Origin of the sequence: Pseudoflavitalea sp. G-6-1-2, assembly GCF_012927185.1 — a bacterium.
In the GTDB taxonomy this organism is placed as follows: Bacteria; Bacteroidota; Bacteroidia; order Chitinophagales; family Chitinophagaceae; genus Pseudobacter.
The window spans coordinates 532,344-549,125 of the sequence record NZ_JABBGB010000001.1 but is presented as its reverse complement, the minus strand read 5'-3'; the positions used below and the strand labels follow the sequence as shown (position 1 = coordinate 549,125).

At 46.9% G+C, this 16,782-nt stretch carries 11 protein-coding genes; 3 read left to right on the top strand and 8 right to left on the bottom strand.

From position 1 onward, the window contains the following. Positions 1 to 51: 51 nt before the first annotated feature. The 3 genes from HHL16_RS02200 to HHL16_RS02190 form a co-directional block, all read right to left on the bottom strand. Positions 52 to 573 carry a DUF4251 domain-containing protein gene (locus HHL16_RS02200; protein WP_169423506.1) on the bottom strand — a complete coding sequence of 174 codons (522 nt, stop codon included), beginning with the start codon at positions 571 to 573 and terminating at the stop codon, positions 52 to 54. A 61-nt stretch (positions 574 to 634) separates the two neighbouring features. Continuing rightward, the gene (locus HHL16_RS02195; RefSeq protein ID WP_169423505.1) at positions 635 to 4,270 is read right to left on the bottom strand and encodes a BamA/TamA family outer membrane protein; all 3,636 of its coding nucleotides are present in this window, start codon (positions 4,268 to 4,270) and stop codon (positions 635 to 637) included. A 33-nt stretch (positions 4,271 to 4,303) separates the two neighbouring features. Next, positions 4,304 to 5,146, bottom strand: a complete 843-nt coding sequence (locus tag HHL16_RS02190) for an SdiA-regulated domain-containing protein (protein ID WP_169423504.1) — start codon at positions 5,144 to 5,146, stop codon at positions 4,304 to 4,306. 102 nt (positions 5,147 to 5,248) lie between these two features. Here HHL16_RS02190 and HHL16_RS02185 point away from each other — a divergent pair, with 102 nt between their 5' ends. Next, positions 5,249 to 6,538, top strand: a complete 1,290-nt coding sequence (locus HHL16_RS02185; protein WP_169423503.1) for a Pycsar system effector family protein — start codon at positions 5,249 to 5,251, stop codon at positions 6,536 to 6,538. A 32-nt stretch (positions 6,539 to 6,570) separates the two neighbouring features. Here the strand turns inward: HHL16_RS02185 and HHL16_RS02180 are convergent, their stop codons facing one another. Continuing rightward, positions 6,571 to 8,427, bottom strand: a complete 1,857-nt coding sequence (locus HHL16_RS02180) for a 2-oxoacid:acceptor oxidoreductase subunit alpha (protein WP_169423502.1) — start codon at positions 8,425 to 8,427, stop codon at positions 6,571 to 6,573. Between the two features lie 212 nt (positions 8,428 to 8,639). Here HHL16_RS02180 and HHL16_RS02175 point away from each other — a divergent pair, with 212 nt between their 5' ends. Beyond that, positions 8,640 to 9,290, top strand: a complete 651-nt coding sequence (locus tag HHL16_RS02175) for a hypothetical protein (RefSeq protein ID WP_169423501.1) — start codon at positions 8,640 to 8,642, stop codon at positions 9,288 to 9,290. 17 nt (positions 9,291 to 9,307) lie between these two features. On the opposite strand, the gene HHL16_RS02170 is transcribed toward HHL16_RS02175, so the two are convergent. From HHL16_RS02170 to HHL16_RS02160, 3 genes are all read right to left on the bottom strand, one after another. Beyond that, on the bottom strand, positions 9,308 to 9,652 hold the full coding sequence (locus HHL16_RS02170; protein ID WP_169423500.1) for a DUF5615 family PIN-like protein: 345 nt from the start codon (positions 9,650 to 9,652) through the stop codon (positions 9,308 to 9,310). After that, entirely contained in the window at positions 9,649 to 9,876 is a 228-nt protein-coding gene (locus HHL16_RS02165; protein WP_169423499.1) for a DUF433 domain-containing protein, read from the bottom strand. Before HHL16_RS02165 ends, HHL16_RS02170 begins: the two co-directional genes overlap by 4 nt. 218 nt (positions 9,877 to 10,094) lie before the next feature. Beyond that, positions 10,095 to 13,004, bottom strand: a complete 2,910-nt coding sequence (locus HHL16_RS02160) for a glycoside hydrolase family 3 N-terminal domain-containing protein (RefSeq protein ID WP_169423498.1) — start codon at positions 13,002 to 13,004, stop codon at positions 10,095 to 10,097. 146 nt (positions 13,005 to 13,150) lie between these two features. On the opposite strand from HHL16_RS02160, the gene mutL reads away from it, so the two are divergent. Continuing rightward, positions 13,151 to 15,106, top strand: a complete 1,956-nt coding sequence (gene mutL / locus HHL16_RS02155; RefSeq protein WP_169423497.1) for a DNA mismatch repair endonuclease MutL — start codon at positions 13,151 to 13,153, stop codon at positions 15,104 to 15,106. Here mutL and HHL16_RS02150 read toward each other — a convergent pair. After that, positions 15,092 to 16,780, bottom strand: a complete 1,689-nt coding sequence (locus tag HHL16_RS02150) for a hypothetical protein (RefSeq protein WP_169423496.1) — start codon at positions 16,778 to 16,780, stop codon at positions 15,092 to 15,094. The genes mutL and HHL16_RS02150 overlap by 15 nt on opposite strands. Positions 16,781 to 16,782: the final 2 nt, after the last annotated feature.

Below are 16,782 nucleotides of genomic sequence, written 5' to 3'. Positions count from 1 at the left end.
AAAACGGGTTATCGAATTGATAACCCGTTTTTTTATGTGTAAGCGGAAAGTCTACTTCTTTTTCTTCCGTTCTACTTTCTCCTGAATATATCCGTTGAAAGAGATCGGCTGACGGTTATTGCTGGTTACCTGAAGGTAGGCATATCCGTTTTCTGTGATATTGATACGTACCTGCTGGATGTCGCGGTTGTCTCTCGGTTTGATGAGAATATCCCATCCGCCTTTCTTCGCATCGGTTTTTGTGTATTCGAAATCTGTGGAGGTGAATTTCACCCCTCCTTCGTTCGGTAATGGCACATTGTAAACACGGCCGAAATAGGGGAGGTAAGAAATGATGGTATCCTTTGTTACTGTGAAATCGAAATCTGGTGTAATCTGCCGGCTGCGCCCGCCCATGGGAAGAACAGTCTGTGCAATGAAAACATAACGTTGACCTTCCACCAGGTTCTTTACAGCTTCAGCTTTTGCTGCCTCCTTCTCTTTCTTCGTTTGCGCATTGGCGTTGATTGCAAATGCAGTACTCAGAATAAATAAGAAGAAAAATGCTTTTGGTATTCGTTGTATCATTTTCATGGTTAACATTTTTTTAGATCCATTGCCATAATTAGACGGCTACAAAATGTTAAAGCCCTGATCAGAACTGGTAACCAAATGTTAAAAGCGGCAGTGTGCTTTCTTTGGATGTTGTGAGTGAAGCAGTTAGAACTACACGTTTCACTACGCCGATCCAGATGCCACCACCATATCCGTGGTGCCATTTGCTCGACCGGTCTTCGTCTACCCAAACCCTTCCTACATCATTGAATGCAAGTATACCGATCGATCCGGGCAACAGATAGGTTTTGAAATCGGTAACCTTGATGCGGAACTCGGTATTGTTGAACAACATCGATTTTCCGGCGAAGCGGAATTTTCTGAAGCCGCGAAGATTCTCAGTTGCTCCGAGATACTGCGCCTGGAAAAATTCATACTTGCCGAAGTTTACACCACCACCAAATCTTGTTGCCAGTACGGTGCCTGAATTACTGCCAAGCCCGATATAGAGCGCGAAGTCCGAATTCAATTGTGTGAGGTACTTTGAATTGCTGTTCAGCCCGCGCAATACTTTCAGGCTCGATTGCCAGTATACACCACGCGATGGCATGATCTCATTGTCACGATTATCGATGCGGAGATTGAATTGACCACCGAGATAAGATTTGTCTTTGTACAGGGTAGCAGGATCGAGCCCGTTTGCATCGGTGTCGCCGAGGAACCTGCCTTTGTTCTCGTCTTCTTTCGGACGGAAATATTGATATGACGGACCAACCGCAATGGCCAGCCAGTTATTGATCTCACGTTTCAGGAGAACTGCGATATCGCCTTTATTGTATCGTGCACGATAGTAGTTGATCTTGCCGGGAGCATCCTGATTGTAGGGTGTTTCGTTGCCGAGACCGAAGAAGTTGGTTACGTTGTCCGGCGCATTCAGATTGGCGAATACAAAGATGTCCGATTTGCCGATCACTCTGCGGAAGTCGCTGCTGTAGCGGATATTGAAGGCATTGGTAGCCAGTGAATGATTCACCACCAGTTTGTGGATCACAGCTGGTGTGCGGCGAAACGAATTGCCTGTGTATTTGAATCCTGCGCCGAGATAAACACCGTCATCGGGGTTGAATGCTGCAGAAAGTACCGGCATTAGAATATTGTAACGGAAATTCTTGCGGTCGAAATTGTTCACGGCAGGGTCGGAAGAGAATTTCTTCATTTCACGGCCTTCTCCGGTAACTACGTTGCCTTCGGATTTCAGGTCGTAAATGCGGGTTTTGCTTCCACTGGCATGTATAGCCGAATTCTCTACGGTATCTTTTCCGAGGCCGCCGATGATGCGAACCAGAATCGATTTGCGGCCATCGCCATGCAGCACGAATTTGTCTTCTCCTCCCAGTCCATACAAACGGATCTCTTTGGTTTCGCCATGTTTGAATGTTCTGCTGTACAGCTTCTTGCCTGCTTCTCCTTCTTTGTTGATTTTATTGATCACCACTTTCACAGAGCCGTCTGTGTTGCGTGTGATATCGAACAGTTCTCTTTTGTCGGAACCCGGCACATCCACTGCTTTTGCAAGAAAGCGATAGTATTGGAGCGCTTCGTCTTTCAGGTATTTTCTGCGCTCTTTGAGTGTGGCAGCGATCTTAGGAGCCGATTGATGTAAGATCTCCTTCGGTTGCAGGCTCAGCGCTGCATCGATGAGAGAGTCTGTCATCAGGGGAATGAATCTGTCGGCAGCATCCGCCCAGTCCTTCTCGGAAAGATCTGTGAGGAAATTATGATCGAAGAATCTGCTGTTGAAATTGAGTGTGCTGATGTTCTTCGCTTTTGCGCGGAAGCCCTGAAAGCTGGGCAGCGCCCATGGTCTGCTGATCAGCCAGGGAAGTACACCATCATTGGTAAAGAAGGGTTGATCGCGGTCGCGGGGAATGGGATAATAGGTTTTGCCTTTTCCATTGTCGGTGGCGCCCCATCTCCACTGATCGTCGTGGCGATCGAAATCCATCACAAACAGATCGAGCATCCTTGCCCATACAAGTGCCTTCTGATCGATCTTGTTATCGTTGTCTTCCTGCATTTTCTCCACTACTTTATCGGTATTCCATGTTTTGGGAATATCGAGTGGTTCGCGTTCTTCGAAGAGATAGAAGCCGTTGCCGAAATCCTGTCGGAACTGAAGCAGGCGCGGATCATCGGGCACATACACCAGTTTGGGATTGGCATGTGGTATGCCGGCGGCTTTGGCCAATGGCGGAATAGACAAAGCAGCAAATGGATAGGAGGCTGAAATGCCGTCTACCACTGCGTCTTTCACGAATGTCTGGCGAAGTTCTTCGGGCAATACTTTGTCGGGATATTTTGCGATGCTGCGGATCACGAATTCCTGTCCTGATGAATCTGCGAGACGCAATGAACGCGATTGCATGCCGCCTCCGCGTTTGCTGGGCGTTAATCCTCCGCGTTCTTTCCCGAGATCAAGTACCTGCACTTTCAATGGTGTGGTCCATTCTGCACGATAGTTTTCGCCAAGGAACCATTTCTTGAAACCTTTGGCTTTGTAGTAATGAGCTGCTATCACTGTTTCCGAATCTTTCAGAACCGGGATTGCACCTATCTCATATTCATAATGGCCGGGTTTAAATGCAGGCAGATCGGTTTGATACAATATGTTGTTCGGCTCTTTGCTCAGCGAGGAGTAGAAAGTGAGTTTTATATTGCCATTCACTGAAACATCGAGTACACCGAAACCGGGGCCCTCATTGGCATAGCGGGTATCTTTCCCGTATTTCACCTGACTTTGTTTGGAACCTGCACCGCTTACGATGTGCTGCTGTCCGTTTTCTGCCATGTACTGCAATGTGTGTTCATGGCCTCCCACGCGGATGGCATAAGGATGTTTGTTCAGCAAAGTATCGAGTGATCTGATATAAGATTTGTACACGGCATGCGGCATATCCTGAATATTGCCGAACCACGATCTGCCAAGCGGATAGATCGAACCAATTACAGGTAATGGTATGTACAGCGATTTATTCACTTCAGTTAATGGGAAGAGGTGATGCTTGAAAGTGTAGTATCCTCCATGTTCTCCATGGGTTCTGAAAGGATGGTGTGCTGCAAAGATCACCAGTTTGTTGCGATTGCGATAAAGTGCGTCTTTAATTGCTAGTGTGAGTTCTTCATCGGTCTTGCAGTCGCAGCCGGATGTTTTTCCGGGCCTGCCTTCGCGCTGGAACCACCACTGGCTGTCGATGATGAGCAAAGTGATCTGATCGTTGAGTGCCACTTCAACCGGACCGGGGCAGCCGTCGAGCGGAGCGAAATGTACATTGGGCAACTGCAATGATTCCACATATCTTCCCTGACGAAGTATTTGCTGAAGGCCGTCGCGCTTGCCTTTGTTCCAGTCGTGATTGCCGGGAACAAACCATGCTTCGGCTTTAGTGTCTTTTACTGAATTGATCTGGTCGTCGAGAATTCTTTTTTTCTCCGGGTAATTGGCGGCGCCTTCGTCCACCAGTCCATTCTGGTATACGTTGTCGCCGAGAAAAAGCACGGTGGTATGGCCGTTATTGAGATCGAGCCGCTGCTTCATCAGCTCCAGTTCGGGGTGTCTGCCGTTAACCTGTTTACCGGCATCTCCTACGAGAATGATGCGGTACGCCAGCGTATCCTGCGCAGAAGCTGTTGTTGCGATTGAAAAAAATAAAACCAACCATGTAAAAATCCTGATCATATTGGGTGTATTACAATTATTGTGGTGTTCTGACTATTGCTTCTTTACGGGGTCTTTGTACGGAAACTTCAGTATGGTGGCCTTCCCATCCACCCCTTCATTTGAAATATACATATCGCCATTGGGTGCAAACGTAATGCCTTCAGGTTGCGGAAACTGATCGGGATTGAGCTGATATGCATTCAGCACTTTTCCGTCGAGGGTTGTTTCCAGTATGGCTTTTCCTACTGAGGCTACGATAAATAAAGTTTGCTTCAATGGGTGAATGGCTGCTGCTGAAGGTTTGAAATCTGCATTGTTGTTCTTCAGTTTCGTTTTGATCTCCTTCATTCTGATACTGTAAACCGGTGTATCGGAATAAGTGAGCGTAACCGGATCGAAGCGATAAGCCAGCACTCCTTTCTTCGATTCACGCTGTTCTTTGGATACGAGAATCAATTGTTTGCTGGTATCGATGTAGAGACTTTCGAATTCGATGCGTTTGGATCTGGGGAATTCAAATTCTTCTTCCACCTTCTTCACGTTCATGGGAACCCGATGGATATTGCCATTGCTTTCGAGAACAAAATAGAATGTGTCTAACTGAACGATATCTTCATAGTCTCTCTTGCGGCCGAATTTTCTGGTGTGGTAGTCGCCATCTTCTGGATCAACTATAAACACTTTGCCATCTTCATCGTTAATAGCTGCGATAGAGCCATTTTCGAGCCAGAACATGCCGGAGATCTCAAGGAGTTCCTTGTCGAGCACCACCGTTTTTCTGAGGGAGGCATCATATCCGGGAATGGATGGAACAAAAGATTTTCCCTGCCCCGTACAACCGGAAATGCCGGCAAACAGCAGAAAAACAAGCACACAGGCAAAGGTTCTGTTCATAACAAATCAACAGTTATTGGAATACAAAGTTGGGGAAGGGAATCGATATTTAAATATACAATCTTTATTTGCTTAATTTAGACTGTTGAAATCATCTGAAGTATGACAGCAAGCGATCTGCAATTGATTCAGGAAGCAAGGCAATATGTAACCGGTATTTTCACCAACAAAGTGAATCCGGCATTCGTGTATCACAGTATCGAGCACACCAGAGAAGTGGCGGAAGCTGCCGATCTGATGGCCGGTGAACTGGGTTTGCCTGAAGAAGAAAAGCTGGTAGTGCTGCTGGCAGCATGGTTTCATGATACGGGTTATTCGGCTGGCCAACCCAAGCGTCATGAAGAAGTGAGCCGCGATATCGCAGCAGAGTTTCTTACACGCAAAGGAGCCGATCAGGAAGTGATCGACAAAGTGAGCAATGCCATCATGGCCACCAAATGGCCGCAGTCGCCCACCAATCTCACAGAGCAGATCCTTTGTGATGCGGATCTTTTCCATCTGGGCATTCCGGAGTTTTCGGAGAAGAACAAACTGCTTCGTCAGGAAATCAATCTGCTGTACGATAACAAACTCAGCAAAAAAGAATGGAGGCAGAAGAATATTTTCTTTCTGCAACAGCACCGATACTTCACAGAATACGGTCGCAATGTGCTGGAACCCGTGAAGCAGCTGCATTTGCAGGCTTTGCTGCTGAAGGCTGATAAGAAAGAAGATGAACCGGTTGAGAAAATGCTCACCCAAACCAAGCTGCCTTCCGAAACCATTTCACTTCCTCCGATGGAAAAAGCTGCCAATGGCGATAAGGCCGCTGCGCGCGAAAGAGAGAAGGAAAAAGAGAAGCAGGCACGCATGGAGCGAAGCATCACCACCATGTTCCGCATCATGAGTGAGAACCATGTGAACCTGAGTCAGATGGCGGACAGCAAAGCGAATATCATGATCTCGGTTAACACCATCGTGATGTCCATTCTGGTGAGTGTGTTGTTAGGAAAACTGCAATTCTATCCCGAATTTATTGTTCCTACCGTAATTCTGCTGGTAGTTTGCCTGTCGGCAGTGGTGTTTGCCATTCTTGCAACAAGGCCCAATATCAGTGAAGGAACATTTAAGAAAGAAGATATTCAGAATAAAAAAGTGAACCTGCTGTTCTTCGGCAATTTCTTCAGAATGCCGCTGCCCGATTACGATTGGGCCATGAAAGAAATGATGGGGGATAAAGATTACCTCTACAGCAGCATGATCAAAGATATCTACAACCTCGGCGTAGTGCTGGCCCGCAAGTACAAGTACCTGCGCATTGCTTATAACATCTTCATGTTCGGATTGATCATTGCGATCATTGCATTTGCCATTGTGTTCTTCATTTCCGAGCAGAACCCCGCGGCTCAATAATCACAGGTATGTAAGGAGAAGTGAAGCGAACCTTAGTTCGCCTCACTGAAAATTTCCTGGAGTTTCATCACCAGTTCTGTTTTGGTGATGGGAACACCCATGATCTTATTGTATGCTTTCGCATCCACGAGGAATTGATCGCGGATGATCTTGATGAGTTGTCCGTTGTTGATCTCAGGAATCAGAATATGCTCGAAGTTCTTCAGCATATCGCCCAGATTTCTGGGGAATGGACGCAGGTAACGCAGATGCGCATGGCTTACTGAGTGCCCTTCTTCCTGCAATTCTGCTACCGCGCTTTTGATGGCGCCGTAGGTGCTGCCCCATCCGAGAACCAGTACTTTGCCTTTTTCGGGACCGCTGTCCAGTTTCTGTTCGGGGATATAGTCTGCGATCTTGTCTACTTTTTCCTGTCTGATCTTCACCATCAGTTGGTGGTTCTCCGGGTCATAGCTTACGTTACCGGTGATGTTTTGTTTTTCGAGTCCACCGATGCGGTGCTCCAGTCCGGGAGTGCCGGGGATGGCCCATGGACGAACGAGTTTTTCATCACGCAGGTATGGCTGGAATTTATCTTCGCCATGTCCGAGTTCGGTTTTGAAACTCACTTCAATCGGAGCGAGATCATCTGCTTTGGGGAAACGCCATGGCTCAGCGCCGTTGGCGATATAACCATCACTCAGCAGAATCACGGGTGTCATATGCTGAACGGCGATGCGCACTGCTTCGTAAGCGGCCGCAAAACAGTCGGAGGGTGTAGAAGCAGAAACTATGGGGATGGGGCTTTCGCCGTTACGTCCGTAGTAGGCTTGCATCAGATCGCTCTGTTCAGTTTTTGTAGGCAGACCGGTTGATGGACCTCCACGCTGAATGTTTACGATCAGCAATGGAATTTCGAGCATCATGGCCAGACCCATCGCTTCTCCTTTCAGTGCCATACCGGGTCCGGAAGTGGTGGTTACGCCGAGCAATCCTCCATAAGCTGCACCGATTGCAGCAGTGATGCCGGCAATCTCATCTTCGGCCTGAAAAGTTCTTACGCCGAAAGATTTGTGTTTGCTCAGTTCATGGAGAATGTCTGATGCAGGAGTGATGGGATAGGTGCCGAGGAAGATGGGCAGTCCGCTTTTCTGCGAAGCTGCGATCAGTCCGAATGCCAGCGCCTGATTACCCATGATGGAACGGTAAGTGCCGCTTTCCATGCGGGCCTTCTCCACGCGGAAACGTGTGGTGAAGGTTTCGGTGGTATCACCGAAATTGTATCCTGCCTGCAGCGCTTTTACGTTACTGTCGAGGATCTCGGCTTTCTTTCCGAATTTATCTTTCAGAAACTGGATGGTGTTCTCCATGTCGCGGTTGTACATCCAGTAAAGGAATCCGAGCACGAACATATTCTTTGCTCGATCCTTTTCTTTGGTACCCATCTGAATATCCTTGAGTGCTTCGCGGGTCATTTTGGTAACGTCCATGCGATACACTTCATAGTTGGTAAGGCTATCGTCTTCGAGTGGGTTGATGCCATCGGGGTAGTTGGCAAGACGAAGATTCTTTACGTCGAAACCATCGGTATTGGCGATGATCTTTCCGCCTTTCTTCAGTGCTCTGAGATTGGCTTTGAGTGCGGCGGCATTCATCGCTACGAGCACATCGCATTCATCACCGGGGGTGAAAACGCGGTCGCTGGAGAATCGGAGCTGGTATCCGCTCACGCCAGGGAGGGTACCCTGAGGCGCCCGGATCTCAGCAGGGAAATCGGGGAATGTTGCCAGATCGATACCCAGCAACGCTGTATTATTGGTGAATTGACTGCCAGTAAGTTGCATCCCGTCACCGGAGTCGCCGGCGAATTTTATCACAACATCCTGCAGCACTTCTTCTTTTCGGCTCATTGGGGAAGTTTATTAATTGGCGAAATTAATCAAAGTTGGGGTAATGTCCGCAAGGGAGGGTTTAGTGGTGCTTTCGCGATGCGGAATAAAATGGGAGATAGGCAGCTCAGCATCAGTAATTACCGGAAGATAGGGAGGTACTGGGAGCGGAATGGGGCGTAATTTTATGCCGTAATCAGTGAATATTTTGATCAATGATCCAAAGGGGAGACATGAAAAAGGGAAAATCGGATAATACAAATACCGGGACAAAAACTCCTCCGGGTTACATAGGCATCCTGACTCTGGTGATATTGGGAATTATTCCAATAGTCCGGAGCTGCATCAAAGAATCCAGGAAAAAAGAAATGAGAACCATTGCGAAGGGAATGTTGGAACAGGCCATGCGGCTCGATGAAGTAGTTACTGGTGATACAGGTAGAATATATGTTCTCACCACTACAGATTCGGTACGGCCGAAATATCGCTGGTATAACGGATATAAGTCTTTGCCGAATGACAGCCTGCAGTATCAGATCATTTTAGAAACGGAGTTCACGAGATTACGGTTCAGCAGAGATACAACGGTTGGGCAGGTAGTGTTTGTGCTGAAGGATGTCAGATCTGAGAATGTGGATTCTGTTGGCGTACACGGTATTTATTTCATGAAAGGAACAGATGAACCTGATCCGGATCATATGGGGTTGCGGAGAGCTGCGATATATATGAGGGAGCCGGAAAATTTCCGGGGATGGTTTGTTGCAGATACGTTCAATAAGGATCCGGAATCGGAAGAAGGAAAACTGGCGAAGAGAAGATTGAAAAGGATTGTGGAAGAGTTGCAGAAGAGCGGGGTCAGAGGGTTTCAGATGAAGGTGTTCTAATAGATGGAAAGTATTATTTATAGTTTTCTCAACCTGATTTTCTTGGTAGTGATGGTTGCGAAAAAGGGACGTTCAAGTTCATGATGCTTTAATAAGTAAATAAGTGAACCGGCAATTTTCTCGAATTCATGAAATTCATACCGCAAAAAGAGAACACTAAGATTTTTAATATGATGGGCGAATACCCATTCTCCAAAATCCTTATCTTCAGTGAGCAGCATGTAATCATTTTCTAATGCTAATTGAATTACTCGCTCATCCTTGATTCCACTTGCTACTTCTCCTATAGCAATAAGTTGGTAGCCTTCTTCTCGCAAGGCCTTCTTGATGTAACCATGTATATTTTCATCTGCCAGGATCATGCCGCTTCAATAACTGTTTCATTTGAAACAACATCCGAAGCATATGCTAATGCAGCAATAATAGAGTTGTGAGTAAGGCTGGGATAACCTTTGATCAAATCATCCGGAGTTGCGCCTTCTGATAATTTCTTCAGAATGAGAGCTATTGTAATTCTGGTTCCCTTTATGACAGGTTTGCCCAGTAAGATTTCGGCATTTGATTCTATATAATTTTTGTAATCCATTTTATCCCGAATTCATAAATGATAAATAGAAACCTATTCTAAGTTTATTTAAATTAAGTCAAATTTACGAATTTACAATTAAGTTAACCTAATACGCTAATAGTATTAAAAAGCAATAGGTTAAGTATTTTGTGCTTTAGTTTTCAGACATACTGTTTGAAACAAAAAATCCACAATTAATAATGTGGATTTTTTAAAACTATTAAAGTTTGTTTTTTTTAATTCAGCAGCGACTTATAAATCGCTTCATGCACCAGCGGTCTCACACTCATCTTCAAAAATTTATTCGGATCGGGGCTGTTCACACGATTAGATAAGAAAATATACGTGAGGTTATATTTCGGATCCATCCAGATGCAGGTTCCTGTAAAACCTGTATGACCAAAAGTTTCCGGAGAAGCAGACAGCGTGGGATATGCTTCTTTACGCGTAGCGTTATCTTTCTCTGGTTTATCAAACCCAAGCCCACGGCGACTTATATCGCTAGAGTAAGCTGTGAACTGATCGATGGTGGCTTTGCTGAAAAAGTTCTTCCCATCGATTACGCCGCCATTCAGCAGCATCTGCGCCAGTACTGCGAGATCATACGCATCACTGAACAATCCTGCATGGCCAGCCACTCCACCGAACATCGCTGCACCCGGATCATGCACATCGCCCTGAATCAGCTGACGGCGAAATGCTGCTTCATTCTCTGTCGGAGCTATGAATTGCAATGGAAAACGATCACGGGGCTTGAAGCCTGTTGTAGCCAAATGAAGCGGATCGTAAAAAGTTTTCTTCACGTATTCGTTTAGGGGCATGCCTGAAATGGCTTCTACCACTTTACCGAGGAAGATGAAATCGTTGTCGCTGTAAATGTATTTGTTGCCGGGCAGCAATGCACTTTTCAGAATGATGCTGTACATGCTGTCTGTGTAATCATTGCGAAGGAAAAGACCATTGGCTACACGAACCTGATGCAGTGAATCCGGCTTCATGGAATAATATGCCCAGTTAGGAATATTGCCGCTGAGCGTTCCTTTGTAGAATGGAATGAAGGCATTCAGTCCGGCCTGATGCAACAGTACATCGCGCAGTTTCAGTCCGGCTTTGTCGGAGCCCTGCACCCACGGAAGATAATCTCCGAGTGTTTTGTTGATATCGAGTTTGCCTTCGTCATGGAGTTTCATCACGGAGAGTGTGGTGGCCATGATCTTGGTTACTGATGCGAGATCGTAAATAGTTTCAGGATATACCGCTTCTGAACTATCGTAAGTAAGGTGGCCATAGGCACGATCGAATATTACTTTGCCGTCTTTCGCTACGAGTACTACTGCTCCGGGGATCGCCTGTTTTGCAATGGCATCATTCACTATGCTGTCGATCTGGCTGGTGAGGCGCGCCTGATTAAACCCCAGTGTGGATGGAGATACTTCGGGCAGCAGTTGCTTTGAAACTATGCCTGCTCCAAATTTGAAAGCGTCGCAAACCGTTACCGGGAGCTTGCCTTTTGCTGAGAATTTTCCGAGCAACAGGTCTGCACCTGCGGATTGCGTGATGTCATCATCATCATAAGCTGCGATCAGTGTTTTCGCATCGCAGAAATGCTGCACCAGATAAGGGTTTCCGAATGCAAGCGTTATTGTTTTCTGCTGCTGCTGCAATCCTTTGATGAGATTGAAAGCCGCTTCGCTCACCCCGAAATTATTTGCAGGGAAGCGATTGTAGTTATGAAGACCGAGCACTACTACATCGTATCTGTCTTTCATCAGTTGCAGCATAGGTTCTACCTTGCTGTTGTCCAATGCATAATCGAAGTAGTACACCTGTGCATTGTAGTTGTTGCGCACCTGTGCGGCAAATACATTGTCTTTGGTGAGACCGAAACCAACATAGGCAACACGTTTGCCTTTGGCCAGCGGAAAAACGCCGTATTCTTCATTGCGGAGCAATGTGATGGCTTTCTCTGCCACCATTCTGCGCATTGCAGGCACTTTGCTGTTGAGGTCTTCGGTAATATTGTTGAGATCGATGGGTTGCAGATTGGCAAGTCCATACTGATATTTTGCGTAGAGCACTTTCTTTACGCGTGCATCGATATCATCCCATTTGAGTTTTTTCTTTTTGATGGCTTTGAGCACTTTCTCGATGCTTCCGGGAATATTGCCTGGAAGACAAAGCATGTCGTTGCCTGCAATTAAGCTCTGGAGCGAGTTTTCGCCATCGGGATAATATTTGGCAACGCCTTTCATTTCGAGCGCGTCGGTGAAAGTGATGCCTTTGAATCCGAGTTCATTCTTCAGCAGTTCGTTCACTGCTTTGGGAGAAATAGAGGTAGGACGATTAGCCGTGTTGTCGATGGAGTTCACTTGCAGGTGAGCTACCATCACACTTTGTACACCAGCTTTTATCAGCTCACGGAATGGATAGAGTTCGAGTGAATCCAGTTCTGGTCTCGATTTGTTGATGATAGGCAGATCGTAATGCGAATCCACTGCTACATCACCATGGCCAGGGAAGTGTTTGGCGCAGGCCATCACGCCATTGTCCTGCATTCCCTTCATGTATTGAATGCCGTACTCGGCAACTTTGTATTTGTCTTCTCCGAACGATCTGTCGTTGATCACCGGATTGCCAGGATTGTTATTGATGTCAACAACAGGGGCGTAGTTCACCTGAATGCCTGCCCGTTTGCATTGTTCAGCTACTACTTGTCCATACTGATAAATGAGTGCGGGGTCCTGAACGGCTCCGAGCATCATTTGTCTGGGTAAACCGGCTACGCTGTCGAAGCGCATGCCTACGCCGTTCTCTCCATCGATGGTGATCAGCAACGGAGTTCTGGCGATGGACTGATAATGATTCAGTAACTGTGCCTGTTTTATTGGTCCACCCTGAAACAGGCAGAGACTTCCGATATTGTATTTGCGGATGGCTTCCTCCACTTCCTTTTCAAAGAAAATATAGCCGTTGCGATTGGGTCCGATTGTGGACACCCGCACGTTCATCAACTGAGCAATTTTTTCTTCTTTGGAAAGGGTTTTGAAAACACTGTCAACCCATTGATCTGCGGGGAGGGCCGACCGGCGCTGAGCTTGCGACGCGGTACTGATTCCCACAAGTACGAATAGTAGGAGTTTCTTCATAATGACAACTAACTTAAAAGGTGCATTTATTTGCACAAATTAAGGATAAACCCGCAGAAAAACGAAGAAACCTGCACATTCAGTCAGCTTTTTGACAGTAGGCATATTTATCCCTTATTTTTGCAGTTAAATAAGGAGAAAAGGTTTTGCCCGACATCATACAATTATTACCCGATAATATTGCGAATCAGATTGCAGCAGGTGAAGTGATCCAGCGACCAGCCAGTGCCGTAAAGGAACTGCTGGAGAATGCCGTGGATGCTGGCGCCACCGAGATACGACTCATTATTCAGGATGCAGGCAAAGCGCTGATTCAGGTGATCGACAATGGCAAGGGCATGAGCGAAACCGATGCCCGCATGTGTTTCGAAAGGCATGCCACCTCCAAGATCAGGAACATCGACGATCTCTTTCATATCCGCACTATGGGATTCAGAGGCGAAGCCCTCGCTTCCGTTGCTGCGGTAGCACAGGTAGTGCTCAGAACACGCCGCGATATCGATGAAACAGGCACCAGCCTCGAAATAGAGAACAGCACGGTAATCAGACAAGAACCTGTAGCCACTCCGGTTGGTACCAGCATTGCGATGAAGAACCTCTTCTTCAATATTCCTGCAAGAAGAAACTTTCTCAAAAGCAATGCTGCCGAGACCAGGCATATCGTGGATGAATTCATTCGCGTAGCATTATCCTTCCCCGAATTGTTTTTCTCACTCACCAGCAATGGTACCGAAATGTTCCACCTCGAAAAAGGAACATTGAAGCAGCGCATTGTGCAGCTCTTCGGCAATACCTACAATTCAAAGCTGGTGACTGTGCAGGAGCAAACCGATTATCTCAATATTCATGGCTTCGTGGGTAAACCCGATGCCGCGAAGAAAACGAGAGGCGATCAGTATTTCTTCGTCAATAACAGATTCATTCGCAGTCCGTACCTGAACCATGCATTGATGAATGCGTATCAGGATCTGATTGCACCCGATAGTTTCCCGCTGTATGTGTTGTTCATCGATCTCGATCCTGCGCAGGTGGATATCAATGTGCATCCTACCAAGCAGGAAATAAAATTTGAGGATGAGAAGATCGTGTATGCATTTGTACAGGCGGCAGTGAAACATGCGCTCGCGCAATTCAGCATCACACCTACATTGGAGTTCGATCTCGATCCGAATATTCAGCAGCTCGATGCGGTGAACAAGCCGTTCACTGAAGACAAGCAGGCTGCTGCTGCCTCTTCACAGCTCTATCAGAATTTCACGCAGAAACACCAGGCCTGGTCTATCCCTCCTTCGGAGAAGAAAGATGCAGGACTGAAACACTGGAAAGATTTCTATGAGCCCGGGCAATCATCCGGAATCGATCAAAGCTCAGCCCTGAGCGGATCTCCATTGCCGGGAACCGAAGGAAATCCAAAGCCTTTCGAATCGCTGCTCGATCAGATCAGAACAAAGCAACCGGCGCAGAATTATTCCGGTGAAACTGATCCGCTGCTTTCCATCTATGGCATGCAGCCGAAACAGGATTTGCGTGTGATCGAAGGTGCTCCCATGCTTCAACTGCACTTCACCTATATTGTTGCGCCTACCAATCGCGGATATATTTTAGTACAGCAGCAACTGGCACATGAGCGTGTGTTGTACGAACGTTTTGCTGCAACGGCTACAGGCAAATCTGTGCCTTCGCAGCGCAGCCTGTTTCCTCAATCGATTGAACTGTCTGCTCAGGATACCGCACTCATGGCCGACCTGATCCCCGATCTCGAAACACTGGGATACCTGATTGAACCTTCGGGCAATCAATCTTTCCTAATCATGGGAACACCGGCCGATCTCGAAGCCGGCAATGAGAAAAACGTGATCGAACAATTGCTGGAGCAGTTCAAGCATTTCAGTGGCGATCTCAAATTCTCCAGACGCGAAAAACTGATCCGTTCACTCAGCTGGCAGCAGGCCATCAAAGCCGGTACAGCGCTCACTGATCAGGAAATGCGTACTTTGGTACAAGATCTCTTCCAATGCAGACAACACAATGTAACTGCCGGCGGAAGTCCCACCTACATCGAATTCAAGAAAGATTATTTGGAGCAATTATTTAAGCGATAGCAGTTGCTTCCCGGATTGCTTGTGTTTTCTGTCGTCCCAGATATTGTAGCGGAGATAGAAAAACAGCGCCTTGTTTTTATCGTAAGTGAAGTTGGATGTACTGTTCAATCTGAAGCTCAGATAATTGCCTAATGCCTGATTGTACCTGAGTCCTACGGTGAATCGCTGCCAGTAGTAATTAACGTCGAGCAATAATCGTAACTCCGAAGTGGTCATTCTGTTTGTCAGAGAATCTTTGCCGATGCGTTGGAACTTCTGCGAGTTGAGTACATCCTGATCTCCCGTAATGGTTCTGCTTTCGTACATGCCTACACCGCTCATGAGCGTAGAGAACTGCAATCCGGTTCCAAGGAAGAAATTGGGAAGTGGACTGTGATACACTGATACAGGCAGATTGAAATAATACAGTTTTCTTGCAATCACCGAATTGTATTGCCATGCGCCGGCTCCTACCTGACTCTTCTGCTGATACAGCAATACAGGTCTGATGTATTGCGGACTGATCACCTGAATTTCCGTCTGAAAGAAAGTCTTTTTATTTACGTGATATTGAAGGTGTGGCGATGGGATGTAATCCGAAACTGTATTGGCTCCGCCACGCCAGTTGTAGCTCAGCGCCTGCTGATCTGCAACCGGAAAAGCAAGAGGGAGTGAAAGCCCTATAGCAAAGGCCCTGTCTGGGTTTGCGCGTTTCCTAAAATTCTTTTTGGGTGATGGATTGCTTTTCTTTTCATTGAGTTTCAACAAAGAAAAATCATGCGCATAATGCTCGTTGATCTGATTACCGGGAACAACCAGATCGGTTTCGAAATCAGGGTAGTTTGCTGCAAGATCTTCGGGCATGGAGCCGGAGATTTTATCAGGGTTATCCTGTTGCTTGTTTTGAGATCGACTCAGCTGAGGCCGATCAGCGATCCTACTGTTTTTCGCTGATAGTTTTTCCGGCTTGTTACGCGCGAACTTTCCTTTTTCAACAACCTGATGGCGACTGATGTCACGATCAGTCACTTGGGCATCATCATTGTGCTGCTCTGTGAGTTTATTCGGTTGTTCTGAAACGTTAGTTGCTTCTTTGTCTTTTCCTTTTTGTGTTTTGGACTGAGTAGACTTGTTTCGATAGGCGGATAGTTTTGGATTGTCGGGGTTGTGGGTTAATGGATTGTTTGCCAATGGCGGCTCTTTAATTGGAATGTCTTTGTCGGTTAGTGGCGGATCACCGGATGACCTGTCTGGTCCGGTGTTCGGCTTTTTGGCAGAACTGAGATCGTGTTCCGTTCTGGCGGCATCGGCATTGGCTTTGGTGCGAACTGGTTTGCCGGAAGGCGTTCCTTCGGCAGAACCTGCTCCGGGCGGGTGTTTCACCGCAGCGCGATCGTTGTTGCCCGGTGTAGTGCCGTCTGAACCGGATGGTTGTGTGTTCTCAATAGCAGTCATGTTTTTTGCAGCATGGGTATCGGTGCCGGAGTTTTGAATAAACATCCATGTGCCGATGAGCAGGATGCCCGCGATCATCCCAATGATCCACCAATGACCATTGCCATTGGCTCCGCCGCGGGGTAATTCTTCGTCCAGCAATGCCTTCATCTGAGCCCAGGCTTTATCCTGCTCCATGGGAGGCGGAAGCTGCTGCAGTTTGTCTGCCAAGTGTTGTTCGTATGGTTGTCTGTCGTTCATTA